Below are 25138 nucleotides of genomic sequence, written 5' to 3'. Positions count from 1 at the left end.
GCTTGGGGGGGGGCGCCGTTGGGCCCCGCCCCCCGGGGGGGTTTGTGCGCGCGCGGCCCTTGGGCGGGGCGCTTGGGAACGTACCCCTCCACCGGGGGGGGGGGCTGTGCAGGCCGGCCCCGCCCCGGCTTCGTGTCCGGATCAGGACCCCGGCGTCACGATCCCGGCGTGGACCGCTTGCGCCGGGTGAAGACCCGCCGCACCGGCGCGCGGACCGCCTCGACCGCCCGGCCGACCCGGCTGCCGACCGCCGCCCGGGCCGCCCGCACCGCGTCGGAGATCCGCCACCACAGCTGGGCCGAGGACGGCGGCAGCAGCAGCGCCCTGGTCCGCCCGGCCCGGCCGGCGCTCGCCCGCAGCCCGCGCCGGACGGTGCGGACGTCGGAGGCCAGCGGCTCCGTGGTGGGCCGCCCGGGCGGGGCGTAGAGCACCCGCTCGGTGGCCAGCGCCAGCCGGCCGGTGGCGGCCGAGGAGTCCGCGTCCAGCTGCGCCTTCTCGGTGATCCGGCGGGCCGCCGAACGCGGGGTGCGTGACTCGTCCGGGGGAATTCCGAGGTCCCAGGCGGAGTCGATCAGCTCGTCCCAGGCGGCCAGCACCTGGGCGTCGGTCAGCTCCGCCGGCCCGCTCCCGCCGGGCCCGCGCCGGCCCCCGCCGCCCAGTCGGCGGCGGCGCACGGCGGCGCGCCAGAGCATCGGGGCGAGCAGCAGTGCGATCAGCACGAGCACCGCGGCCAGGGTGCCGAGCACCTGTGGGGAGAGCAGCCAGGACTCCTCGGCGGCCGTGGCGACGGCCTTGCCCTTGGTATCGCACTCGCCCAGCTGGCGCTGCTTCGGGGTGCAGTCCGAGCTGGAGGTCGGCGCCGGGGCGGCCGAGGCGCTCTGCGGGGCGGTGGTCGCCTGCTGGGTCGGCGCGCTGGTCGGGGCGCTGGACGCCTCGGTGTAGCGGGCCGGGACGCCGCGGCTCGGGGTCGGCTCGAAGCGCAGCCAGCCGTAGCCGGAGAAGTACAGCTCGGGCCAGGCGTGGTACATCCGGCCGGTCACCGAGTAGACGCCGCCGCCCTTGCTGTCGCCGGGGGTGAAGCCGACGGCCACCCGGGCCGGGATCTTCAGCACCCGGGCCATCGCCGCCATGGTGGAGGCGAAGTGCACGCAGAAGCCGCGGCGGTCGCGCAGGAAGACGGCGATGGCGTCGCTGCCGGTGCCGCCGTTGACCGCGGTGTCGTACGTGAAGTCCGGTCCGGTGAACCAGTTGACCAGCGCCGTCGCCCGGTCGTAGTCGTTCCGGGCGCCGGCGGTGACGGCCCTGGCCTTCTCGGCGACGACCGGCGGCAGGTCGGCCGGGACGGCGGTGTAGTGCTCCCTGATGTCCTGCGGCGCGGTGGCCGCGAGGCGCAGGTCGTTGGCGCCGGGCCGCAGGTCCAGCGCGCTGACGTGGTAGCTCAGATTGCGGATCGCCTTGTCGTTGGCCGGCAGGACGGTGCGGGTCAGCGGGTCGAGCTTCCAGTCGCCGGGCTTGGGGACCTGGACGGAGGCGGCCGGGTAGGGCATCGGCAGCCAGCTGCCCTCCAGCCGGTCGCCGATCTTGAAGTCGCCCTCGATCCGGGGGAGCTGGGCGTCGCGCAGGCCCTCGGGGGTGGGCAGCGTCGCCGGGAGGTCGGTGACCGTGGTGCTGCCGAGCTTCCAGTTGGTGCCGTCGAACTGGTCGAGCGAGCCGGTCCGCAGATAGGTCTGATCGGCCAGCGAGCCGTCCAGGGTGTAGGTGAGCAGTTCCGCGTCGGTCGGCCTGGTGACCGCGGCCTCCAGGCTGACCAGCGGGTCGAGGCTGGTCGACAGGCTCCCGCCGACGCCCTTGCCCTTCGACCCGCCGGAGCCGGAGTTCAGCAGTCCGGAGCTCCAGTGCGGCAGGACCACCGGCAGCAGCAGCGCCACCGCCAGGGCCAGCACGCCGACCTGCCGGCCGCCCGGGCTGACCCGGCCGGACTCCACCGAGCCGCGCGCGCCGCCGTAGAAGACCCGGCCCCAGCGGGAGACCCGGTCCTGGCCCTCGGCGAACAGCAGCAGCAGGTAGCCGGCCGCGGCGACGGCGAACCAGACCCAGCTGCCGTGCTCCCCGGCCAGGCCGTTGCCGACCGAGTACAGGGCCAGCAGCGGCAGCCCGGCCAGCGCCGAGCGCCGGTAGGTCACCGCGACGGTGTCCACCGCGACGGCGATCAGGCCGATCGCCGAGACCAGGATCAGCCGCAGTCCGGCGGTGGGCGGAGCCGGGATGGCGTACTGCTGTATGTCGTCCAGGCCGGAGGTGAGGACCTGGTCCAGGACCCGCATCGTGGCCGGCCCGGGCAGTACCCCGCCGGCGCCCGCGAAGCCGAGCAGCAGCAGGAGGAGCAGCACCAGCAGCTGCCCGACCGGCACCGTCCAGCGGTACAGCGGGGAGCGGCGCAGGCCCGCGCCGACCGCGGAGATCACGGCGATCACCAGGACGGCGTGGGTGAACCAGCTGCGGGTGGTGAGCAGCGGCATCATGCACAGCGAGGCGAGGGCGGTGGCCAGCGCCGAGTACGCGGTCAGTTTGGCCCGGGTGGTCACGCGCCGGCCTCTTCTCGGTAGGGGGCGGTCGTCCTGCTGCCGTCGGCGGCCCGCCACAGGTCCGGTACGGAGTCCCCGGCCCGCACCGGGATCACCGTCCACCCGGACTCGCGCAGCTGCCGGACCCGGGCCCGGAAGTCGTCGCCGCCGGTGTCCGGGGCGAGCATCCGCAGGCCGGCCCAGGTGCCGGTGTCCAGCAGGAGGGCGATCGCCCCGCCGGCGCGGCTGCGCAGCCGGCCCAGCCGGGCGGCCTGGGCGTCGTCCAGGTCGCCGAGGACGGCGACCAGCAGGCCCTCGCCGCCGGCACGCAGCGGGTCCTCGGCGCGGGAGAGGGTGCCGCCGTCGGACAGGTCGGCGACGGCGAGGGCGTCGAGGATCAGCCCGGAGGTGGCGGCGCTGCCGTGGCCGCCGCCCGCGCCGGGCGCGGGCACGGACAGCCCGGTGTCGGTGAGCAGCCGGGTCTGGTAGCCGCGCTCCAGCAGGTGCGCGCAGACCGAGGCGGCGCAGCCGACCGCCCACTCGAAGGAGGAGGCGGGGCCGCTGCCCCGGTGGGCGATCTCCCGGGTGTCCAGCACGACGGTGGCCCGGGCCTGCCGGGGCTGCTCCTCGCGGCGCACCATCAGCTCGCCGTACCGGGCGGTGGAGCGCCAGTGCACCCGGCGCAGGTCGTCGCCGGGCCGGTACTCGCGCAGGATCACGTCGTCGTCGCCGGCCAGCGCCAGGGTGCGGCTGTGGCTCTCGCCCTGGCCGATCCACTCGCCGCTGAGCCGTACTGACGGCAGCGCCTGGACCTGGGGGACGACGGTGAGGACGTCGGAGGCGGTGAAGGCGCGGGTCACCTCGCACATCCCGAACGGGTCGGACAGCCGCAGCTGGAGCGGCCCGAGCGGGTAGCGGCCGCGCAGGTCGGAGCGGACCCGGTAGGAGACCTCGCGGTGGCCGCGCGGCTCGACCCGGTCCAGCACGAAGCGCGGGCGCGGCCCGAGCACGTACGGGACCTTGTCCTCCAGCAGCAGCACGCCGGTGGGCACCCGGGAGACGTTGTCGACCCGCAGGTGGACCCGGGCCTCCTGGCCGGCGACGGCCCGGCGCGGGCTGAGCCGGCGTCCGCTGGCCACCCGGTAGCGGGTGTTGGCGACCACCACCACGGCGACCAGCGGCAGGGCGGCGAGCAGGACGCCGACGCGCAGCAGGGCGTCCTGGTCGAGCAGGTAGGAACAGACCACCGCGGTGACCCCGGCGGCGAGGAAGGACCGCCCCCGGGTGGTGAGACCGCGGAACCCGGCCCGCAGTCCCGAAGCGGAGTCGGACTGGGTCACCTCAGCCCCTCCGGACGGCCGGGCCGCCCTGCGGGCGCGGCAGCGGCAGCCGGGCGACCAGGTCGGTCACGATCTGCTCGGACGTGCGGCGGCTGAGCTGGGTCTCGGCGGTCGGCATCAGACGGTGCGCCAGGACCGGGACGGCGAGGCGCTGGATGTCGTCCGGGGTGACGTAGTCGCGCCCGTCCAGCGCGGCGGCGGCGCGGGCGGCCCGGACCAGGTGCAGGGTGGCGCGCGGGGAGGCGCCCAGGCGCAGCTCCGGGCTGGTGCGGGTGGCGCCGACCAGGTCGACGGCGTAGCGGCGGACCGGGTCGGCGATGTGCACGCCGCGGACCAGGTCGATCAGCTTGAGGATGTCGGAGGCGTGCGCGACCGGCTGGAGGTCCTCCAGCGGGCTGGCGCCGGCGTGCACGTCCAGCATCGCGAGCTCGGCCTCGGGGCTGGGGTAGCCGATCGAGATCCGGGCCATGAAGCGGTCGCGCTGGGCCTCCGGCAGCGGGTACGTGCCCTCCATCTCGACCGGGTTCTGGGTGGCCACGACCATGAACGGCGAGGGCAGCTCGTAGCTGGTGCCGTCGATGGTGACCTGGCGCTCCTCCATGGACTCCAGCAGCGCGGACTGGGTCTTGGGCGAGGCGCGGTTGATCTCGTCGCCGACCACGACCTGGGCGAAGATCGCGCCCGGGCGGAACTCGAAGTCGTGCCGCTGCTGGTCGTAGATGTTGGTGCCGGTGACGTCCGAGGGCAGCAGGTCGGGCGTGAACTGGATGCGGCGCACGGTGCAGTCGAGCGAACGGGCGAGCGCCTTGGCCAGCATGGTCTTGCCGACGCCGGGCACGTCCTCCAGCAGCAGGTGGCCCTCGGCGAGCAGGACGGTCAGGGCGATCCGGACGGCCTCCGGCTTGCCCTCGATCACGCTCTCGACGTTGGCACGGACGCGGTCGACGACCGCGGCGAGCTCGGGGAGCCCGACCGGCTGGTACCCGTTCGCCCTCTGCTGCTCGCCCCCCGCAGGACTGCCGAGTCCGGCCTGATCGTTGTAGCTCGTCACCCGTTTACGCTCCCTGGCACCCTGTGCCCGCCCCGTCCCGAGGCCGGGCCCCACCCCATGCTTGACGCGGCCGTCCCGGGGGCGGTTCCGAACGAGGATCCGGCGCCGGGAAAGGCGGCCTGCGGCCTGGCCGCCCCAGGTGGTTCGGGGTCCGACCGGCAGGCGCATTCTCCCCCGCGGGATGGCCAGAAGTCACCATTCGGAGGTTCCCGAATGCCTGGACCGCGGGTGGCCGGTCCGCTCGTCTCCGGGCGGCTGCGGCGGGCCCGGGGACGAGCGGACGGAGAACTCAGTCGATCTCGCGCAGCAGGCCGGTGTGGACGTCGAAGACGAAGCCGCGGACGTCGTCGGTGTGCAGCAGGAAGGGAGAGGTGCGGACGCGCTGCATGGACTGGCGGACGTCGCCGTCCAGGTCGACGAAGGCCTCCACCGCCCACTGCGGGCGCTGGCCGACCTCCAGTTCCAGCTCGCGGCGGAAGTCCTCGGTGAGCCCGAGCAGGCCGCAGCCGGTGTGGTGGATCAGCGCGATCGAGCGGGTGCCGAGGGCGCGCTGGCTGATGGTCAGGGAGCGGATGGTGTCGTCGGTGACGACGCCTCCGGCGTTGCGGATGACGTGCGCGTCGCCGAGTTCGAGGCCGAGCGCCGCGAACAGGTCGAGGCGGGCGTCCATGCAGGCGACCACGGCGATCTTCTGCACCGGGCGGGCGTCCATCCCGCCGTCCTGGAAGGTCACGGCGTAGGTGCGGTTGGCCGTGACGAAGCGGTCGATGACGGTGGGTCTGGCAGGAGCGGCAGCGGCGTTCGGCGAGGGCCGGTCGGGTGTCACTGTCATGGTGGCGACGTTAGTGCGGATCGGGACCGCGCGGTGGAGCGGGGAGCTACAGAACCGGGCGCCGCGATCGGGTGCATCGCCACAACCGGAGGGTCCGTCCGGGCCGGTACGGGGTGACCCGCACGCGGGGCGGGAAGGGGGCGCGCGCCGGCCGTCGAAGGCCCCCGATCCGTGCCGCCACCGGTCCACCCGCACGCCCGCGACCTGCGGTGATCCGTACCGCCGCCCGGGTGGTGCGCCGGAGCGGACCATTGACTGGCAAGGCCCGCGCGATAGAGTTTGCGGCGCAGTGGAGCACACCCGCCGGGGCCCGTCAACCGGGCCTTCCCGGCCGGTGCGGCCCGGTCGACGCGGTCCGTGGCCTCCTCCCGCTCCGTGCCCACCTGGCGCACCTTCCCCGGCGCCGGGCGGTCACGACCTTCCCCTTGAGCGGGCGGGGACCACGGGCCGCTTCGTCGTGCCGGGGCACGGTGGGCGAGAATGGTCGCAGCTCCCGGACGTCGGGCTGCTCCGCACCTGAGGAAGGGCGCCACCGCGCATGACCACCAACGAACCGGGCCCCAAGCACGTTCCGGTGATGCTCCAGCGGTGCATGGACGCCCTGGCCCCGGCGATCTCGCGCCCCGGTGCCGTCGTGGTCGACGCCACCCTCGGCCTCGGCGGGCACAGCGAGGCGCTGCTGACCCAGTTCCCGCAGGTGCGGCTGGTCGCGGTGGACCGCGATCCGGTGGCGCTGAAGCTGTCCGGCGAGCGGCTGGCCCCGTTCGGCGACCGGGCCACCCTGGTGCACGCCGTCTACGACGAGATCCCCGAGGTGCTGGAGCGCCTGGGCATCGACGAGGTGGACGGCGTCCTGTTCGACCTCGGCGTCTCCTCGATGCAGCTGGACGAGGCCGAGCGCGGCTTCGCGTACGCGCAGGACGCGCCGCTGGACATGCGGATGGACCAGACCCGGGGGATCAGCGCGGCGGAGGTGCTGAACACCTACAGCCACGGCGACCTGGCCCGGATCCTCAAGGTGTACGGCGAGGAGCGGTTCGCCGGGAAGATCGCCTCGGTGATCCTGCGGGAGCGGGAGAAGGAACCGTTCACCAACAGCGCGCGTCTGGTCGAGTTGGTGCGCAACGCCATCCCGGCGGCGACCCGTCGGACCGGCGGGAACCCGGCCAAGCGGACGTTCCAGGCGCTGCGGATCGAGGTCAACGGCGAGCTGGAGGTCCTGGACCGGGCGATCCCGGGCGCGCTGGACGTCCTCGCGGTGGGCGGCCGGATCGCGGTGATGTCCTACCAGTCGCTGGAGGACCGCCTGGTCAAGCAGTGCTTCGCCGCCGGTGCGACCAGCACCGCTCCGCCGGGCCTGCCGTTCATCCCGGAGGAGCACCAGCCCTGGCTCAAACTGATCACTCGCGGTGCCGAGCTGGCCACCGAGGAGGAGATCGAGGAGAACCGGCGTGCCGCGCCCGTGCGGCTGCGGGTGGCGGAGAGGATCAGGGACCGTAGCAAGCGGGGCTGACGAACCGGTCCCGGCGGGTCCGAAGGGCGGAGGAGAGCGGTGGGGCCGGTGGCCGGTGAGGTCCGGGCGGGGCGGGGAGGACTCCCGAGGCAGGGCAGGGCACGGATCACGGTCCGGCCGGGCAGGCGCCCGGTGCGGCGGCGCACGCCGTTCGCGGTGCTCATCGTGGTGCTGCTGGCGGCCGGGCTGCTCGGCCTGCTCACGCTGAACACCGCGCTCAACGAGGGCTCCTTCGAGCTGTCCCGGCTGCAGAAGCAGACCACGACGGCGACCGACGAGCAGCAGGGCCTCCAGCACGAGATCGACAAGAGCTCGGCGCCGGACGCCCTGTCGCGGCGCGCGGCCGAGCTCGGCATGGTCCCGGCCGGCGGCATGGCCTTCCTGGACGTCCCGAACGGCGGCAAGGTGATCGGCACCCCGGGCCCGGCGCAGGACAGCCCGCCGGTCAAGCGGTCCACGGCCGAGCCGTGGCCGACCAGGGCCCAGCCGAGTGCCGCCCAGCCCGGCGCCGGACCGTCGCCGGCCGCGCCGCAGCCGGGCGGTGCCCCGTCGCCCGCCGCCCCGCCGCCGGCGCCGACCCCGGCGGCGTCCGCCGGTGACTCGGTGATCCAGCTCAACCCGGTCCCGCCCGCCGCGGGCGCGAAGCCGAGCGGGGGTGCCGGCCGGTGAGCGGGCGGAACGGGCGAACCGTCAACAGGTACGAATGGTGCGAAGCGTCCGCCGAGCGCAGCGAGGTGGTCGCATGAGCACTCCACGTCAGCCCACCAGTGGGTCCGGCGGCGGCGGCAACGGCCGCCGTCCGGTGCCCCGCGGCGGCGCGCCGCGCGCGCAGTCCGGCTCCGGCCGCGGCCAGCCGGTCAAGGGTCAGCCCACGAAGGGCCAGCCCGTGAAGGGCCAACCGGCCAGGAGCCAGCCGGCGAAGGGGCAGCCCGCCCGCAGCCAGTCGGCCAAGGCCCAGCCCGCCAGGTCGGCCTCCGTCGGCCGTACCCCGCGGGCGCCGCAGCAGCGCGGCCCCGAGGGACGCCCGCCGGCCCGCAGCCAGGCGGCGGTGCGCCCGCGGAGCCGTCCGTCGCTGCGCCCCAAGGCGCTCAAACTGGCCGAGCCGAAGCGCCGGCTGCGGGTGATCAGCGTGGTGCTGTCGCTGGTGTTCTCCGTCTTCGCGGGCCGCCTGGTGCAGCTCCAGCTGGTGGACGCCGACGCGCTGGCCGCCGACGCCAACACCAACCGCTACCTGAACATCCCGATCACCGCCGAACGCGGCTCGATAACGTCCTCCGACGGGGTCTCGCTGGCGGCCACCGTCGACGCGTACGACATCACCGCCGACCCGGCGATGTTCACCCCGGAGGCGACCGGCATCCCGGACGCGCCGGAGCAGGCGGCCGCGCTGCTGTCGCCGATCCTCGGCGTGCCCAAGGAGAAGATCGCCGCCGACCTGCACACCCCCAAGAGCCGTTACAAGCGGCTCGCGGCCCAGCAGACCCCGGCCGCCAAGAAGCAGATCAGCGACCTCAAGTCGGGCCTGGAGAAGCAGGCCGGCTCGCGGGCCTGCCAGGCCCAGAAGAGGCTGCTCGGCAAGCCCGCCGACCAGGGCGGACGCACCCGGGTGGACAACGAGTGCGCCAACCCGCTGGCCGGGGTGTTCAACCGGGAGACCCAGAAGCGGATCTACCCCGCGGACGGGCTGGCGGCCAACCTGGTCGGCTTCGTCAACGCCGAGGGCGAGGGCGCCGGCGGCCTGGAGCTCCAGTACCAGAAGCTGCTGGCCGGCAAGGACGGCCACAGCAGCTACGCCCAGTCGGGCGGGCGGCTGGTGCCCACCGCGGGGGGCTCGATGGAGCCGGCCGTGCCGGGCGACGACGTGAAGCTGACCATCAACCGGGACATCCAGTGGGCCGCCCAGCGGGCGATCACCGACCAGGTGGCCAACTCCGGCGCGGAGAAGGGCTACGTGGTGGTCCAGGACGTGAAGACCGGTCAGGTCCTCGCGATGGCCACCGCGCCCGGCTTCAACCCGAACGACCTGAGCCTGTCCAAGCAGGCGCAGCTGGGCAACCCCGCCCTGGCCGACGCGTACGAGCCGGGCAGCACCGCCAAGCTGATGAGCCTGGCCGCCGTGCTGGACTCCGGCAAGGCGACCTGGGACACCAAGGTCACCGTGCCCAACCGGCTGGTCCGGGCCGGGCAGCAGTTCAAGGACGACATCGACCACGACCCCTGGTACCTGACCCTGGCCGGGGTGCTCGCCAAGTCGTCCAACATCGGCACCATCGAGGCGGTCGAGACCCTCGGCGACGGCGACCAGCTGAAGGCCAACCAGGTGCTGGACGGCTACATGCGCAAGTTCGGCGTGGCCCGGCCGACCGGCCTGGGCTTCCCCGGGGAGACCCCCGGGATGCTCAAGAAACCGGAGGACCTGGTCGCCTCGGAGAAGTACAACATCTCCTTCGGCCAGGGCCCGCTGCAGATGAACGCGCTGCAGGCCACCTCGGTCTACTCCACCATCGCCAACGGCGGGGTGCGGGTCGCGCCCAGCATCGTCCAGGGCGTCACCGACCCGAACGGCAAGTACACGCCGAGCGCGCCGGGGGAGCAGACCCGGGTGGTCAGCCCGGAGACGGCCAAGACCCTCACCTCGATGCTGGAGTCGGTCGTCGACGACGAGCAGGGCACCGGCGGCAAGGCCGCCATCTCCGGCTACCGGGTCGCGGGCAAGACCGGCACCGCCAACCGGGGCGCCGCCAACGGCGTCGGCTACGACGGCTACACCGCCTCCTTCATCGGCTTCGCCCCCGCCGACGCCCCCCGGTACACCGTCTCCTGCACCCTCCAGGGCCCGGTCAACGGCCACTTCGGCGGCCAGCTGTGCGGCCCGGTGTTCAAGCAGGTGATGGAGTTCACCCTGAAGACCATGCAGGTCCCGCCGAGCGGCAGCCAGGCGCCCAACCTCACCGTCGACTGGAAGCCGTGAACGAGCGATGAGCAACGAACCGGCCGGGCCGGAGCACGGCGCGGCGAAGGGCCGGTTTGGCCCTGGACACCCTTCGGCGGATAGCCTTCCCGCCGTGCCGAAACCCGATCAAACCACCGTGAGTCCGCCCCGCCCGACCGGGACCACCGCCCTGCCGCTCGCCGAGCTGGCCGCCGAACTGGGCCTGCCGCCCGTCGAGGGCGGCGCCGTCAGCGGTGTCACCCACGACTCCCGCGCGGTCCGCCCGGGCGACGTGTACGTGGCCTTCCCGGGCGCCAACCACCACGGCGCGGCCTTCGCGGCCAAGGCCGCGGAGTCCGGCGCGGTGGCGGTGCTCACCGACCCGGCCGGCGTCGAGCAGGCGGCCGCCACCGGCCTGCCGCTGCTGGTCGTCGACCGGCCGCGGGCCGTCATGGGCGAGCTGGCCGCGATCGTCTACGGCCGCCCCTCCCGGCGGCTGCTGATGCTCGGGCTGACCGGCACCAACGGCAAGACCACCACCTCCTACCTGGTCGAGGGCGGCCTGCGCGGCGCCGGGCGCAGCCCGGGCGTGATCGGCACCGTCGAGATGCGGGTCGGCGAGGAGCGGATCAAGAGCGAGCGCACCACCCCCGAGGCCACCGACCTGCACGCGATCCTCGGCGTGATGGCCGAGCGCGGCGCCGACGCGGTGACCATGGAGGTCTCCAGCCACGCCCTGGTCTTCGGCCGCACCGACGGCGTCGCGTACGACGTCGCGCTGTTCAACAACCTGACCCCCGAGCACCTCGACTTCCACCCGGACATGGAGGACTACTTCCAGGCGAAGGCCCGGCTCTTCCAGCCCGGCAAGTCCCGCCGGGGCGTGGTCAACCTGGACGACGAGTACGGCCGCCGGCTCGCCGCCGAGGCCGAGATCCCGGTGACCACCTTCTCCGCCACCGGCGCCGCCGGGGCCGACTGGCGGGCCGTGGACGTCCGACTCGGGCCGGTCGGCTCCACCTTCAGGGTGCTGGGCCCGGACGACGCCGAGGCCGACGCCTCCGTCCCGCTGCCCGGCCCGTTCAACGTCGCCAACGCGCTCGCCGCGATCACCGTGCTGGTGGCCGCCGGGCTGCCGCTGGAGCGGGCCGTGGCCGGCGTCGCCGCCGTCCCCGGCGTGCCCGGCCGGCTGGAGCGGGTGGACGCCGGACAGCCGTTCGTCGCCGTCGTCGACTACGCCCACAAGCCGGACGCCCTCCAGGCCGTCCTCGCCTCGCTGCGCCAGGTCACCGAGGGCCGGCTGCACGTCGTGGTCGGCTGCGGCGGCGACCGCGATCCGCACAAGCGCGGCCCGATGGGCGCCATCGCCGCCCGCCTGGCCGACACCGCCCTGCTGACCAGCGACAACCCGCGCAGCGAGGACCCGTTGGCGATCCTCGCCACCATGCTGACCGGCGCCGCCGCGGTGCCCGAGGCCGAGCGCGGAGCCGTCCTGGTCGTCCCCGACCGGGCCGAGGCGATCGCACTCGCCGTCGCCCGCGCCCGGGCGGGGGACACCGTGCTGGTGGCCGGCAAGGGCCACGAGCTCGGCCAGTACGTACGAGACGAGATCCGCCCCTTCGACGACCGGGAGGTGCTGCGCGAGTCCATCGCGCGGACCGCGGCCGCGCGGGGCGACCGAGGAGTAGAGCAGCAGTGATCGCACTGACCCTCGCCGAGGTGGCCGCCGCCGTCGGAGGCACGCTGGACGGCGCCGACCCGGACGCCCTGGTCACCGGCCCGGTCGAGGTCGACTCGCGGAAGGTGGTCCCCGGCGGCCTGTTCGCGGCCTTCGTCGGCGAGCACGTGGACGGCCACGACTACGCGGCCAAGGCGGTCGGGGACGGCGCCGTCGCGGTGCTGGCCTCCCGCCCGGTCGGCGTGCCCGCCGTCCTGGTCGACAGTGTGGTGGAGGCGCTCGGCAGGCTGGCGCGCGCCGTGGTCGCCCGTGCCGAGGGCACCGCCGTGGTCGCGCTGACCGGCTCGGCCGGCAAGACCAGCACCAAGGACCTGATCGCCCAGCTGCTCCAGCGCCACGGCGAGACGGTCTACCCGCCCGGCTCGCTCAACAACGAGATCGGCCACCCGATGACCGCGCTGCGGGTCGAGGCCGGCACCCGGCACCTGGTGATGGAGATGGGCGCCCGGCACAAGGGCGACATCGAGTACCTCACCTCGATCACCCCGCCCCGGATCGGCCTGGTCCTCAACGTCGGCACCGCCCACGTCGGCGAGTTCGGCTCCCAGGAGGCGATCGCCGAGGCCAAGGGCGAACTGGTGGAGTCGCTGCCCGCCGACGGTGCCGCGATCCTGAACGCGGACGACCGGCTGGTGCGCGCGATGGCCTCCCGCACCAAGGCGAAGGTGGTCCTGTTCGGGGAATCACCGGACGCCCACGTACGGGCCACCGACGTTCGCCTGGACGCCACCGGGCGGCCATCCTTCACGCTCACCACCCCGGCCGGTTCCGCGACCGTGCAGCTGCGCCTGTACGGTGAGCACCACGTCTCGAACGCCCTCGCCGCCGCCGCGGTGGCGGTGGAGCTCGGGATGTCCGTCGACGACACCGCGGCAGCCCTGGGCGAAGCGGGTGCGCTGTCCCGCTGGCGCATGGAGGTCGTCGACCGGGCCGACGGTGTCACCGTCGTGAACGACGCCTACAACGCGAACCCCGACTCGATGCGGGCCGCGCTGCGGGCGCTCGTCTCGATCGGGGGCCGGGGCCCGGAGCGCCGCCGCACCTGGGCGGTGCTCGGCGAGATGCGGGAGCTCGGCGAGGAGAGCCTGGCCGAGCACGACGCCATCGGGCGGCTCGCGGTCCGGCTCGACGTCACCAAGCTGGTGGCGGTCGGCGGACGCGAGGCGGCCTGCATGGAACTCGGCGCGAGGAACGAAGGTTCGTGGGGTGAGGAGTCGGTGCTGGTGTCCGACGCGGACGCGGCGGTCGAGCTGCTGCGCAGTCAGCTGCGGCCGGGGGATGTGGTCCTGGTGAAGGCTTCCCGTTCGGTGGGGCTGGAGAAGGTGGCCGAGGCCCTCCTGGCGGACGGTGTGGCCGAATAATGAAGCAGATCCTTTTCTCCGGGATGATCGGTCTCATCCTGTCGCTGCTCGGCACCCCGGCCCTGATCAAGGTGCTCGCGAAGCACGGCTACGGCCAGTACATCCGTGACGACGGCCCCAAGGCGCACCACAGCAAGAAGGGCACGCCCACCATGGGCGGCATCGCCTTCATCCTGGCGACCCTGATCGCGTACTTCGCCACGAAGGCGATAACGGGCGAGAGCCCGACGGCCTCCGGGCTGCTGGTGCTCTTCCTGACCGCGGGTCTCGGCCTGGTCGGCTTCCTGGACGACTACATCAAGGTGGTCAAGCGCCGCTCGCTGGGCCTGCGGGCCAAGGCGAAGCTGGCCGGCCAGTCGATCGTCGGTCTCGGGTTCGCCGTCCTGGCGATGCAGTTCCCGGACGACCGCGGGCTCAACCCGGCGTCCCAGAGCCTGTCCTTCGTCCGGGACTTCAAGTGGGCGATCGGCCCCGTCCTGTTCGTCATCTTCGCGTACTTCATGATCGCCGCGATGTCGAACGGCGTGAACCTGACGGACGGTCTGGACGGCCTCGCCACCGGTGCCTCGGTGATGGTCTTCGGCGCCTACACCTTCATCGGCATCTGGGAGCACACCCAGAGCTGCGCCTACGCCATCACCGCGACCGCCAACTGCTACGACATCCGCGATCCCCTGGACCTCGCCGTCGTGGCCTCCGCCCTGATGGGCTCCTGCTTCGGCTTCCTGTGGTGGAACACCTCGCCCGCCAAGATCTTCATGGGTGACACCGGCTCGCTCGCCCTCGGCGGCGCCCTGGCCGGTCTGGCGATCTGCTCCCGCACCGAGCTGCTGCTCGCCCTGCTCGGCGGCCTCTACGTGATCATCACCCTCTCGGTGATCATCCAGGTCGGCTCCTTCCGGATGACCGGCAAGCGCGTCTTCAAGATGGCGCCACTGCAGCACCACTTCGAACTCAAGGGCTGGACCGAGGTCCTGATCGTGGTCCGGTTCTGGATCATCCAGGGCCTGTGCGTCGCCGTCGGCCTCGGACTGTTCTACGCGGGATGGGTGACCGGATGACCGACCCCGACCTGACCAACCCGGACTTCGGCGGCCTGCCGGTCGCCGTCGCGGGGCTCGGCGTCTCCGGCATCAGCGCCGCGCGCGTCCTGCACGGCCTCGGCGCCCGGGTCACCGTGGTGGACGGCGGCAGCGGGCCCGGCCTGGTCGCCCGGGCCGCCGAGCTGGAGGCGCTGGGCGTCACCGTGCGGCTCGGCGACGGGGCGAGCCTGCCCGAGGGCACCGAACTGATCGTCACCTCGCCCGGCTGGGCGCCGGACAGCCCGCTGTTCGCCGCCGCCGAGGCGGCCGGGGTGCCGGTCTGGGGCGACGTCGAGCTGGCCTGGCGGCTGCGCAGGCCGCTGCCCGGTACCGGCGAGCCCGCTCCCTGGCTGGCCGTCACCGGCACCAACGGCAAGACCACCACCGTCCAGATGCTCGCCTCGATCCTCACCGCCGCCGGCCGGCGCACCGCCGCGGTCGGCAACGTCGGGGTCTCGGTGCTGGACGCGGTGCTCGCCGAGGAGCCGTACGACGTGCTCGCCGTCGAGCTCTCCAGCTACCAGCTGCACTGGGCGCCCTCGCTGCGCCCGTACTCGGCGGCGGTGCTCAACCTGGCACCCGACCACCTCGACTGGCACGGCTCGATGGAGGCGTACGCCGCCGACAAGGGCCGGATCTACGAGGGCAACGTCGTCGCCTGCGTGTACAACCTGGCCGACCCGGCCACCGAGGCGCTGGTCCGCGAGGCCGACGTCGAGGAGGGCTGCCGGGCGATCGGCTTCGGCCTCGGCGCGCCCGGCCCGTCGAACTTCGGCGTGGTGGACGGACTGCTGGTGGACCGGGCCTTCGTCGAGGACCGGGCCAAGAACGCGGCCGAGCTGGGCGCCGTCGAGGACGTCAACCCGCCGGCCCCGCACAACATCGCCAACGCGCTCGCCGCGGCGGCGCTGGCCCGGTCGTACGGCGTCGACCCGAAGGCCGTCCGGGAGGGCCTGCGGGCCTTCCGCCCGGACGCCCACCGGATCGCCGAGGTCGGCGTGGTCCGCGAGGTCGCGTACATCGACGACTCCAAGGCCACCAACACCCACGCGGCGGCCGCCTCGCTGGCCGCCTACCGGCCGATCGTCTGGATCGCCGGGGGCCTGGCCAAGGGCGCGACCTTCGACGACCTGGTGCAGGGCGCGGCCGAGCGGCTGCGCGGGGTGGTGCTGATCGGCGAGGACCGGGCGCTGATCCGGGAGGCGCTGGAGCGACACGCTCCGGATGTGCCGGTGATCGAGGCGGCCGAGGGCCAGACTGGCGCGGTGGCGATGGCCGAGGTCGTTCGAACGGCCGCGTCGCTCGCCCGATCGGGTGACACGGTGCTGCTGGCACCGGCCTGCGCCTCGATGGACATGTTCACCAACTACGGCGAGCGCGGCGACCTCTTCGCGGCGGCCGTCCGGGAGCTGGCGGGCGAGTAGGCGGTCCGGCGCGGGCGTCGGACGGAGAACAGTGAGCGGGGAGCGGTGGCGGGGCAGGGCAGAGCGGATTCCGGCGTTGAGAAGCGGGACGCCGCCGAGCCGATGAGAGTGATCTCCGCCACCACGACCAAGTACAAGTCGGCCGGTCCACTGGCCCGCGTCCAGGCCTTCCGGGCCCGGGTCCGGTACTGGCTGGACCGGCCGCTCACCCCGTACCTGCTGGTCGTCGGCAGCACCCTGCTGCTGGTCGTGCTCGGTCTGATGATGGTCTTCTCGGCCTCGCAGATCCTCGCCCTGAACCAGCACCACACGGCGCAGTACTACTTCCTCAAGCAGTTGATCGCGGCCATCCTCGGCCTGGTCCTGCTGATCGGCTTCGCCTCCGTCCCGGTGGCCGTGCTGCGGGTGATCACCTACCCGGTGATGATCGCTGTGATCGGCGCCCTCACGCTGGTGGCCATCCCCGGCATCGGGGTGCGGATCAACGGCAACCAGAACTGGCTGGACTTCGGCTTCTTCCAGTTCCAGCCCTCGGAGTTCGCCAAGCTCGCGCTGGTGCTCTGGGGCGCCGACCTGCTCGCCCGCAAGCAGAAGGCCGGCACCCTCAACTCGTGGAAGCACCTGCTGGTGCCGCTGGTGCCGGGGGCCCTGCTGCTGCTCGCGCTGATCATGTTCGGCGGCGACATGGGCACCTCGATGATCCTGGTGGCCATGGTGTTCGCGCTGCTCTGGATGGTCGGCGCGCCGCTGCGGCTGTTCGTGGCCACCCTCGGGGTGGCGGTGGTGGTCTGCACCGCCCTGGTGGTCACCGTGCCGCACCGGGCGGAGCGGCTGAGCTGCATCGGCGTCACCAAGCTCGACCCGGAGGGCGCCTGCTTCCAGGCCCTGCACGGCGTCTTCGCGTTCGCCAACGGCGGCGGCTTCGGCACCGGCCTCGGCGCCGGCGTGGAGAAATGGGGCCAGCTGCCCGAGGCGCACACCGACTTCATCTTCGCCGCGACCGGCGAGGAACTCGGTCTGGTGGGGACGCTGTCGGTCCTCGGTCTCTTCTCGGCACTAGGCTACGCGGGTATCCGTGTGGCCATCGGTACGAAGGACCCCTTCGTCAGGTACGCCGCGGGAGCCGCCACCACCTGGATCATGGCGCAGGCCATGATCAACCTGGGGTCGGCGCTGGGACTGCTGCCCATCGCGGGCGTCCCGCTCCCGCTGTTCTCCTACGGCGGTTCCGCCATGCTGTCGGCCATGTCCGCGATCGGAGTGCTGCTGTGCCTGGCGCGCAGTACCTCGGGCGCGAAGGCGGCCCTGGCCGCCCGGAGCAAGAACTCCCGGATCAGGAGACAACTGGCCCGGGTGCTGCCACGACGACGAACCACAGCGCGCCCGGCCCCGGGGCCGGCACGCAGGGAGCGGTGAATTTCGGTGCATGTCGTACTCGCCGGCGGGGGGACCGCCGGTCACATCGAGCCGGCCATGGCCCTCGCGGATGCCCTCCGCAGGCACGACCCGTCCGTCGGGATCACCGCCCTGGGCACCGAGCGCGGACTGGAGACCCGGCTGGTCCCCGAGCGCGGCTACCAGCTGGAGCTCATCCCGGCCGTGCCGCTGCCCCGCAAGCCCACCCCGGAGCTGATCACCGTCCCCGGCCGGCTGCGCGGCACGGTCCGGGCCGCCCAGGAGATCATCGAGCGGGTCAACGCGGACGCCGTGGTCGGCTTCGGCGGCTACGTCGCGATGCCCGCCTACCTGGCCGCCAAGCGGGCCGGCGTGCCGATCGTGGTGCACGAGGCGAACGCCCGCCCGGGCCTGGCCAACAAGATCGGCGCCCGCTACAGCGACTTCGTGGCGGTCTCCACGCCGGACAGCAAGCTGCGCGACTCCCGGTACATCGGCATCCCGCTGCGCCGGACCATCGCCACCCTGGACCGCGCCGCGGCCCGCCCCGAGGCCCGCCACTACTTCGGCCTCGACCAGCGGCTGCCCACCCTGCTGGTCTCCGGCGGCTCCCAGGGCGCGCGCCGGCTCAACGAGACGATCACCGCGATCGCCCCGCGGCTCCAGCAGTACGGCGTGCAGATCCTGCACGCGGTCGGCCCGAAGAACGAGCTGCCGCAGGTGGCGGACGTCCCCGGGATGCCGCCGTACCGCCCGGTGCCGTACCTGGACCGGATGGACCTGGCCTACGCGGCCGCCGACATGATGCTCTGCCGGGCCGGCGCCATGACGGTGGCCGAGCTGGCGGCCGTCGGCCTGCCCGCCGCCTTCGTCCCGCTGCCGATCGGCAACGGCGAGCAGCGGCTGAACGCCCAGCCGATGGTCAAGGCCGGCGGCGGCCTGCTGGTGGACGACGCCGAGCTGACCCCGGACTGGGTGCTCCAGAACGTGCTGCCGGTGCTCACCGACCCGCAGCGGCTGTGGGACATGAGCCGGTCGGCCGCCGAGTTCGGCCGCCGGGACGCCGACGACCTGCTGGTCGGCATGGTCTACGAGGCGATCCAGGCCCACCGCGGCGGCCGCCGCCGTGGCTGACGGCCGGCTCGCCGACCCGTTGGAGGAGGAGTTGGAGGTGGAGGAGTCCGCTCCCCGCCTCCGGCTCTCCCGGCGGGGCATCGTGGTGCTGGGCGTGCTCGGCGCCACGGTGCTCGGCGTGCTGGCCTGGCTGGTGTTCCTCTCCTCGGTCCTGGACGTGCGCAGCGTCGCGGTCCAGGGCATGAGCGACGACAAGTTGACGGCGGACCAGGTCCGCGCGGCGGTCGGCGGGCTCGGTGACGGCCCGCTGGCGCGCGTGGACCTGGACGACGTCCGGCACCGGGTGGAGGGGATCCCCCGGGTGGCCGAGGCCGAGGTGTGGCGGGGCTGGCCGCACACCCTGCGGGTGAAGGTCGTCCAGCGCAAGGCGGTGGCCGCCGTCAAGGGGGATGACGGCCAGTTCACCCAGGTGGATGCCGGGGGCGTGAGCTTCGCCACCGAACCGGCTCCGCCGGAGGGCGTTCCGGTGGTCGAGCTGCGACTCAGTCAGCAGGCGAACGACGTGGACGGGGTGATCTCCCGTCCGCAATTGGTGCAGGGCGCGGTGGCGGTGGCCGCCGGGCTGCCGCCGGAGGTCGCCAAGCGGGCCGGCTCGGTGCTGGTGCACTCCTACGACGACATCGAGTTGCAGCTCAGCGGGGGTGCGACGGTGCGCTGGGGGAGTCCGGAGCAGATCGACCGGAAGGCCAGGGTGCTGGTCGCACTGATGAACCAGAAGGGCACGAACTTCGACGTGACGGCGCCGGAGGCGCCGGCGGTGTCGGGATGATCCGGTAGGTTCTCTGCCTGAGGGAGGGGTTGACGCCTTGAAGTGTCGGCCCGACTCTTGGTGGTCACCCCCGGTTTCCTATGCCGGCCGATGATCACATAGGCTCAAAAGAAAAAGGGAAGCTCGGCGTGTTCGTTGAAACGCGTGCCCGGAGCCACCTAGTGTCCTGTGTCACCAGACTGTGTTTCCTGGTGATGTGACGGAGGCACAGAACTAACCCTAAAGGTCAAGTTTAGGGTTGGGGTCGGCGGTCGGCATTTCGGACATTCAGTCAGAAACCAGGCTCCCTACCCATCGACATCCGTCGGTACGGCCCCGCCCCGGGTCGGGCCGACCCGGAAATTCGAGGCGAGAGGCCTTCGACGTGGCAGCACCGCAGAACTACCTCGCAGTCATCAAGGTCGTCGGAATCGGCGGCGGTGGTGTCAACGCCATCAACCGGATGATCGAGGTCGGTCTCAAGGGCGTCGAGTTCATCGCGATCAACACCGATGCGCAGGCCCTCCTGATGAGCGACGCCGACGTCAAGCTCGATGTGGGCCGTGAACTCACCCGGGGCCTCGGCGCCGGCGCCAACCCCGAGGTCGGCCGGAAGGCCGCCGAGGACCACCGCGAGGAGATCGAGGAGGTCCTCAAGGGGGCCGACATGGTCTTCGTGACCGCCGGTGAGGGCGGTGGCACGGGCACGGGCGGCGCGCCCGTCGTCGCCAACATCGCGCGCTCCCTGGGCGCCCTGACCATCGGCGTGGTCACCCGTCCGTTCACCTTCGAGGGACGGCGCCGGGCCAACCAGGCCGAGGACGGAATCGCCTCCCTGCGCGAAGAGGTCGACACCCTCATCGTGATCCCCAACGACCGACTGCTGTCCATTTCGGACCGCCAGGTCAGCGTGCTCGACGCTTTCCGCTCGGCCGACCAGGTCCTGCTCTCCGGTGTCCAGGGCATCACCGACCTGATCACCACCCCGGGTCTGATCAACCTCGACTTCGCCGACGTCAAGTCCGTGATGTCGGAGGCCGGTTCGGCGCTCATGGGCATCGGCTCGGCCCGCGGTGAGGACCGCGCCAAGGCCGCCGCCGTGATGGCGATCTCCTCGCCGCTGCTGGAGGCCTCGATCGACGGCGCCCGCGGTGTGCTGCTGTCCATCTCGGGCGGCTCCGACCTCGGCCTGTTCGAGATCAACGAGTCGGCCCAGCTGGTCAGCGAGGCCGCCCACCCCGAGGCGAACATCATCTTCGGTGCGGTCATCGACGACGCGCTCGGCGACGAGGTCCGGGTCACCGTCATCGCGGCCGGCTTCGACGGCGGGCAGCCGCCGGCGATCGTCCGCGACCCGGTGGTCAAGTCCACCGCCCCGGAGCGCCCGGCCACCCCGCCGGCCGCCCCGGAGCGTCCGGCCGGCCGCCCGTCCTACGGGAGCATCGGCTCGGTGACGTCCCGCTCGGAGGGCGAGTCCTCGACCGCGTCGTCGAGCCGGACCGCCGAGACCTCGGCCACCACCACCGCCGCCCCGGTGCCGCCGCAGGTGCAGCCGGCCCGGCAGCCGTTCGTGGAGAGCCCGGCAGAGGAGCTCGACGTCCCGGACTTCCTTAAGTGATCGATCACTCGATCCGCGCGGGTGCTCACTTCGCCTTCACCTCCCGGTGGGGCGGGGTGAGCACTTCGCCGTACGGGGAGCTCAACCTCGGCGGCGCGGTGGGGGACGACCCGGAGGCCGTGCGGGAGAACCGGGCGCTGGCCGCCCGGGAGCTGGGTCTCGACCCGGCCGACGTGGTGTGGATGAACCAGGTGCACGGCGCCGAGGTCGCCGTGGTGACCGGGCGCCAGCCGCCCGGTCAGGCCCCGACGGTGGACGCGGTGGTCTCCGGCCGGCCGCTCGCGCTGGCGGTGCTGACGGCCGACTGCACTCCGGTGCTGCTGGCCGATCCGGTGGCGGGCGTGGTGGGCGCGGCCCACGCGGGCCGGCCCGGGCTTGCGGCCGGGGTGGTGCCCGCGGCCGTCCGGGCGATGGTCGAACTGGGCGCGGAGCCCTCGCGGATCACCGCCGCCACCGGGCCCGCGGTCTGCGGCCGCTGCTACGAGGTGCCGGCGCAGTTGCGCGCCGAGGTCGCCGCGGTGGTGCCGGAGGCCTTCGCCGAGACCTCCTGGGGGACTCCGGCGCTGGACGTGCCGGAGGGAGTCGCGGCCCAGCTGGCCGCGGTGGGGGTCAAGGAACTGGTGAGATCACCGGTCTGCACCCTTGAATCCGCCGATCACTACTCCTATCGCCGCGAGCAGCGCACCGGCCGGCTCGCGAGCTACGTCTGGTTGGGCTCTGATCACTGATGACGAACGACATCTACGGACCGTTCCCGGGAAGCCCCGAGTTCACCGCGGCGCTGACGGAGGGCCAGCGGGTCCGGTACGAGGAACTCGGCACCAACCTCGACGTGGTCGAGCGCCGGATCGCGGACGCGTGCGCGGCCGCCGGGCGCGCCCGGGAGGAGGTCACCCTGGTCGTCGTCACCAAGACCTACCCCGCCGAGGACACCGCGCTGCTGGCCGGTCTCGGGGTGACGGACGTCGCGGAGAACCGGGACCAGGACGCCGCTCCCAAGGCGGAGCAGTGCAGAAACCTTCCTCTTGACTGGCACTTCGTCGGCCAGCTGCAGACCAACAAGGTCCGTTCGGTCGTCCGCTACGCGAACCACGTGCACTCGGTGGACCGGCTCCGGCTGGTCGAGTCGCTCTCCGCGGCGGTGCTCAAGGCGGAGCGCCCGGAGCTGGGCTGCCTGGTGCAGGTGGCGCTGGACAAGGCGCACGGGGAGGGTGAGCACCGGGCGGGGGTCGCGCCGGAGGACGTCGCGCAACTGGCCGACGCGATCGCCGACACGCCCGGGCTGCGGCTGGACGGTGTGATGACGGTCGCTCCGCTGGCCGGCCCGCTGGCCGGAGACCCGGCCCGGGCCTTCGATCGGCTGGCGGAAATCGCAACCGCCGTACGGGCGGCCCATCCGGCTGCCACCATGGTCTCCGCAGGGATGAGCGGTGACCTTGAGCAGGCGATTGCCGCCGGAGCGACACATGTGCGCGTCGGAACGGCGGTACTCGGAGTGAGGTCACCCCTCAGGTAACGTCACCGGGTAAGTAGATCAGACAGCAGGACAAAATAGGACAGAATCTAGCAGCTCTTCGGAGCGCTAGCGAACCGTGGATCGCAGCTCCGCGGCCCCCACTCCACGCATCTGACCGGCCGTCGGGCTGACACGCCGTCGTGGAGGGACCGCGGAATCCGCAGGCGGGGCCGTACGGCCCGGGCCGGAGCCGGTCCGTACGGAACGAGCGAAGCGACCATCAGAAGGTGCGCGCATCGCGAAGCCGCCACCGAGCGCGAGCGAGGTGGCTATGAGCGGAGGAGACAGGAGCATGGCCGGCGCAATGCGCAAGATGGCGGTCTACCTCGGCCTCGTGGAGGACGAGACGTACGACGGCCAGGGGTACGACCCCGACGACGACTACGACGCGGACCCCGAACCGATCCGGACGGGCCAGCGGACCGAGGACATCCCCCGGCCGGCCCCGGCTCCCGCGGCCGCCGCGCCCGCCCCGGTCTCCTCGATCACCCCGCAGCCGGTGCCCGCGGCGGTGCCGATCCGCCAGGAGACTCCGAGGATGGCCCCCGTGTCGTCCATCACACCCGAACGTCGCCACAACCTGGAGAAGAGCGCACCGGTGATCATGCCCAAGGTCGTGAACGAACGAGAGCCCTACCGCATCACCACGCTGCACCCCCGGACCTACAACGAGGCCCGTACCATCGGGGAACAGTTCCGTGGCGGGACCCCCGTGATCATGAATCTGACCGAGATGGACGACACCGACGCGAAGCGCCTCGTAGACTTCGCGGCTGGACTCGTCTTCGGTCTGCACGGCAGTATCGAGCGCGTGACACAGAAGGTGTTCCTGCTGTCGCCTGCTAACGTCGATGTCACGGCGGAGGACAAGGCTCGGATCGCCGAGGGTGGGTTCTTCAACCAGAGCTGACCCGGCCACGACTTTACGTGTGGATCTGATCAACAGTGGTTGGCGACAGGTGACGAGCGGCAGGCCCGAGGGATCGGGACCGGGGAGAGGGATACGCGATGGACATCGTGTGGGCGGTGCTCTACTACGCCCTGACCGTCTTCCTGGTGTTCCTGCTCGTACGGCTGGTCATGGACTGGGTCTTCCAGTTCGCGCGTTCGTGGCGGCCCGGCAAGGCCATGGTCCTGGTCCTGGAGGCCACGTACACTGTCACGGATCCGCCGCTCAAGCTTCTTCGGCGGCTCATTCCGCCGTTGCGTTTCGGGGGCGTGGCGCTCGACCTGTCCTTCTTCGTACTGATGATCATTGTGTATGTCCTGATCTCGCTTGTGCACCCCTAGTCGTAGGTGAGCGATGCGACAGGATGCCGGTGTGCCGACGATCACGTTGAGGTGAAGAGATGCCATTGACCCCCGAGGACGTTCGGAACAAGCAGTTCACGACCGTCCGCCTGCGTGAAGGCTATGACGAGGACGAGGTCGATGCCTTCCTCGACGAGGTCGAGGCGGAGCTGACCCGCCTCCTCCGGGAGAACGAGGACCTGCGCGCCAAGCTGGCCGCCGCGACTCGTGCCGCCGCGCAGAACCAGGCCAACCTGCGCAAGGAGCCGCAGCAGGACGCGCCCCGACAGGGCGGCGCTCCGGTGCCGGCCGCCATATCCGGCCCGCCGGTCCCCGGCCAGCAGGGTCCGGGTGGTCCGCAGCAGATGGGCCCCGGCGGCCCGCAGCAGATGGGCCCGGGTGGTCCCCAGCAGATGGGCCCCGGCCCTCAGCAGCAGCAGCAGATGGGCAACCAGCCCCTCGGCCTGCCCGCCGGATCCGCGCCGCAGCTTCCCGCCGGCGGCCCTCAGCAGCAGCAGATGAACCAGACCATGGGCGGCCAGCAGCAGCTGGTCCAGCCGATGGGCGGTCAGATGCTGCAGCCCATGGGCGGTCCCGGTGGCCCGCAGCAGATGGGCAACCCGATGGGCCAGGGCATGGGCCAGCAGCAGATGCAGCCGATGGGCGGCCCCATGGGCGGCCCGCAGCAGATGGGCGGCCCCATGGGCGGCCCGATGCAGCAGCAGGGCCCCGGCGGCGACAGTGCCGCCCGCGTGCTGGCGCTCGCTCAGCAGACCGCCGACCAGGCGATCTCCGAGGCCCGTTCCGAGGCCAACAAGATCGTCGGCGAGGCGCGCAGCCGGGCCGAGGGCCTGGAGCGCGACGCCCGTGCGAAGGCCGACGCGCTGGAGCGGGACGCGCAGGAGAAGCACCGCGTCGCGATGGGATCGCTGGAGTCGGCGCGGGCCACGCTGGAGCGCAAGGTCGAAGACCTGCGGGCGTTCGAGCGTGAGTACCGCACGCGACTGAAGTCGTACCTGGAGACCCAGCTGCGCCAGCTGGAGTCGCAGGCCGACGACTCGCTCGCTCCGCCGCGGATCCCCGCCACCGCGTCGCTGCCGCCGGCGGCCTCGTCGATGGCCCCGGCCGGTGCCGGTGCGATGAGCAGCGGTGCGCCGAGCTTCGGCGGCAACCAGCCGTCCTTCGGAGGCAACTCGCCGTCCTTCGGCGGGAACAGCGCCTTCGGCGGCAACACCTCGGCGCCGAGCTTCGGCGGGCAGTCGACCGGTGGCAACAGCGGTGCGCCGCAGATGCAGCCGGCCGGGATGACCCAGCCGATGGCGGCCGTCCGACCGCAGCCGCCGCAGCCGATGCAGCAGGCTCCGGCGCCGATGCGGGGCTTCCTGATCGACGAGGACGGCGACAACTGAGGTTGTAGCAGAGCCTTTTGAGGGCGCCCCCTTTTCGACCTCCGGGTCGGGGAGGGGGCGCCCTTGTTTGTGGTGGGGTGGGTGGTTCTCGGGTGGGTGGGGGCTTTCGGGAGGGTGGGGGGCCGGGGGCGGCGCAGGGGGTGGGTGCTCCGGGGGCTGGGTGATTTTCAGACTGCCGACCCTGTGGGTGG

20 protein-coding genes are annotated in these 25138 nt (G+C 72.9%); 16 read left to right on the top strand and 4 right to left on the bottom strand.

What is annotated here, in order from left to right; all coding sequences use genetic code 11:
- Positions 1-155: 155 nt before the first annotated feature.
- From ACFVHV_RS36435 to ACFVHV_RS36420, 4 genes are all read right to left on the bottom strand, one after another.
- Positions 156-2585, bottom strand: coding sequence for a DUF3488 and DUF4129 domain-containing transglutaminase family protein (locus ACFVHV_RS36435; protein ID WP_380357234.1), 2430 nt, complete (start codon positions 2583-2585; stop codon positions 156-158).
- Complete coding sequence (locus ACFVHV_RS36430; protein WP_359912838.1) at positions 2582-3904, bottom strand: DUF58 domain-containing protein; 1323 nt, start codon at positions 3902-3904, stop codon at positions 2582-2584. Before ACFVHV_RS36430 ends, ACFVHV_RS36435 begins: the two co-directional genes overlap by 4 nt.
- 1 nt (position 3905) lies before the next feature.
- Positions 3906-4955, bottom strand: coding sequence for an AAA family ATPase (locus ACFVHV_RS36425; RefSeq protein WP_380357231.1), 1050 nt, complete (start codon positions 4953-4955; stop codon positions 3906-3908).
- A 289-nt stretch (positions 4956-5244) separates the two neighbouring features.
- A complete protein-coding gene (locus tag ACFVHV_RS36420; RefSeq protein ID WP_224283459.1) occupies positions 5245-5787 on the bottom strand; it encodes a carbonic anhydrase in 543 nt (180 codons plus the stop codon).
- Between the two features lie 538 nt (positions 5788-6325).
- On the opposite strand from ACFVHV_RS36420, the gene rsmH reads away from it, so the two are divergent.
- From rsmH to ACFVHV_RS36340, 16 genes are all read left to right on the top strand, one after another.
- Positions 6326-7300 carry a 16S rRNA (cytosine(1402)-N(4))-methyltransferase RsmH gene (gene rsmH, locus ACFVHV_RS36415; RefSeq protein ID WP_359912834.1) on the top strand — a complete coding sequence of 325 codons (975 nt, stop codon included), beginning with the start codon at positions 6326-6328 and terminating at the stop codon, positions 7298-7300.
- A 132-nt stretch (positions 7301-7432) separates the two neighbouring features.
- On the top strand, positions 7433-7969 hold the full coding sequence (locus ACFVHV_RS36410) for a cell division protein FtsL (RefSeq protein ID WP_359912831.1): 537 nt from the start codon (positions 7433-7435) through the stop codon (positions 7967-7969).
- 73 nt (positions 7970-8042) lie between these two features.
- Positions 8043-10271: a penicillin-binding transpeptidase domain-containing protein gene (locus tag ACFVHV_RS36405; protein WP_380357227.1), complete on the top strand. Its 2229-nt coding sequence runs from the start codon at positions 8043-8045 to the stop codon at positions 10269-10271.
- A 7-nt stretch (positions 10272-10278) separates the two neighbouring features.
- The gene (locus tag ACFVHV_RS36400) at positions 10279-11931 is read left to right on the top strand and encodes a UDP-N-acetylmuramoyl-L-alanyl-D-glutamate--2,6-diaminopimelate ligase (protein ID WP_380357225.1); all 1653 of its coding nucleotides are present in this window, start codon (positions 10279-10281) and stop codon (positions 11929-11931) included.
- Complete coding sequence (gene murF, locus ACFVHV_RS36395) at positions 11928-13331, top strand: UDP-N-acetylmuramoyl-tripeptide--D-alanyl-D-alanine ligase (RefSeq protein WP_359912822.1); 1404 nt, start codon at positions 11928-11930, stop codon at positions 13329-13331. The genes ACFVHV_RS36400 and murF overlap by 4 nt, the downstream gene beginning before the upstream one ends.
- Entirely contained in the window at positions 13331-14392 is a 1062-nt protein-coding gene (mraY, locus tag ACFVHV_RS36390) for a phospho-N-acetylmuramoyl-pentapeptide-transferase (RefSeq protein ID WP_359827635.1), read from the top strand. Before murF ends, mraY begins: the two co-directional genes overlap by 1 nt.
- Positions 14389-15837: a UDP-N-acetylmuramoyl-L-alanine--D-glutamate ligase gene (gene murD / locus ACFVHV_RS36385; protein WP_359912819.1), complete on the top strand. Its 1449-nt coding sequence runs from the start codon at positions 14389-14391 to the stop codon at positions 15835-15837. Before mraY ends, murD begins: the two co-directional genes overlap by 4 nt.
- 102 nt (positions 15838-15939) lie before the next feature.
- On the top strand, positions 15940-17253 hold the full coding sequence (ftsW, locus tag ACFVHV_RS36380) for a putative lipid II flippase FtsW (protein ID WP_359912816.1): 1314 nt from the start codon (positions 15940-15942) through the stop codon (positions 17251-17253).
- Positions 17254-17259: 6 nt separating this feature from the next.
- Positions 17260-18366, top strand: a complete 1107-nt coding sequence (gene murG / locus ACFVHV_RS36375; protein WP_359912813.1) for an undecaprenyldiphospho-muramoylpentapeptide beta-N-acetylglucosaminyltransferase — start codon at positions 17260-17262, stop codon at positions 18364-18366.
- The gene (locus ACFVHV_RS36370; protein WP_359912810.1) at positions 18359-19135 is read left to right on the top strand and encodes an FtsQ-type POTRA domain-containing protein; all 777 of its coding nucleotides are present in this window, start codon (positions 18359-18361) and stop codon (positions 19133-19135) included. The genes murG and ACFVHV_RS36370 overlap by 8 nt, the downstream gene beginning before the upstream one ends.
- Positions 19136-19499: 364 nt before the next feature.
- Positions 19500-20732 carry a cell division protein FtsZ gene (gene ftsZ, locus ACFVHV_RS36365; protein ID WP_359912807.1) on the top strand — a complete coding sequence of 411 codons (1233 nt, stop codon included), beginning with the start codon at positions 19500-19502 and terminating at the stop codon, positions 20730-20732.
- Positions 20729-21460, top strand: a complete 732-nt coding sequence (pgeF, locus tag ACFVHV_RS36360; protein ID WP_380357219.1) for a peptidoglycan editing factor PgeF — start codon at positions 20729-20731, stop codon at positions 21458-21460. The genes ftsZ and pgeF overlap by 4 nt, the downstream gene beginning before the upstream one ends.
- Positions 21460-22248 (top strand): YggS family pyridoxal phosphate-dependent enzyme, encoded by a 789-nt coding sequence (locus ACFVHV_RS36355; RefSeq protein WP_380357217.1) that lies wholly within the window; start codon positions 21460-21462, stop codon positions 22246-22248. The genes pgeF and ACFVHV_RS36355 overlap by 1 nt, the downstream gene beginning before the upstream one ends.
- Before the next feature lie 292 nt (positions 22249-22540).
- The gene (locus ACFVHV_RS36350) at positions 22541-23158 is read left to right on the top strand and encodes a cell division protein SepF (protein ID WP_224276937.1); all 618 of its coding nucleotides are present in this window, start codon (positions 22541-22543) and stop codon (positions 23156-23158) included.
- A 98-nt stretch (positions 23159-23256) separates the two neighbouring features.
- Positions 23257-23538, top strand: a complete 282-nt coding sequence (locus tag ACFVHV_RS36345; protein ID WP_030060143.1) for a YggT family protein — start codon at positions 23257-23259, stop codon at positions 23536-23538.
- Positions 23539-23597: 59 nt separating this feature from the next.
- On the top strand, positions 23598-24947 hold the full coding sequence (locus tag ACFVHV_RS36340; RefSeq protein ID WP_380357213.1) for a DivIVA domain-containing protein: 1350 nt from the start codon (positions 23598-23600) through the stop codon (positions 24945-24947).
- Positions 24948-25138: the final 191 nt, after the last annotated feature.

Origin of the sequence: Kitasatospora sp. NPDC127116 (genome assembly GCF_042677365.1) — a bacterium.
GTDB lineage: Bacteria > Actinomycetota > Actinomycetes > Streptomycetales > Streptomycetaceae > Kitasatospora > Kitasatospora lactacystinica.
This window is presented reverse-complemented; position numbering and strand designations above follow the sequence as displayed.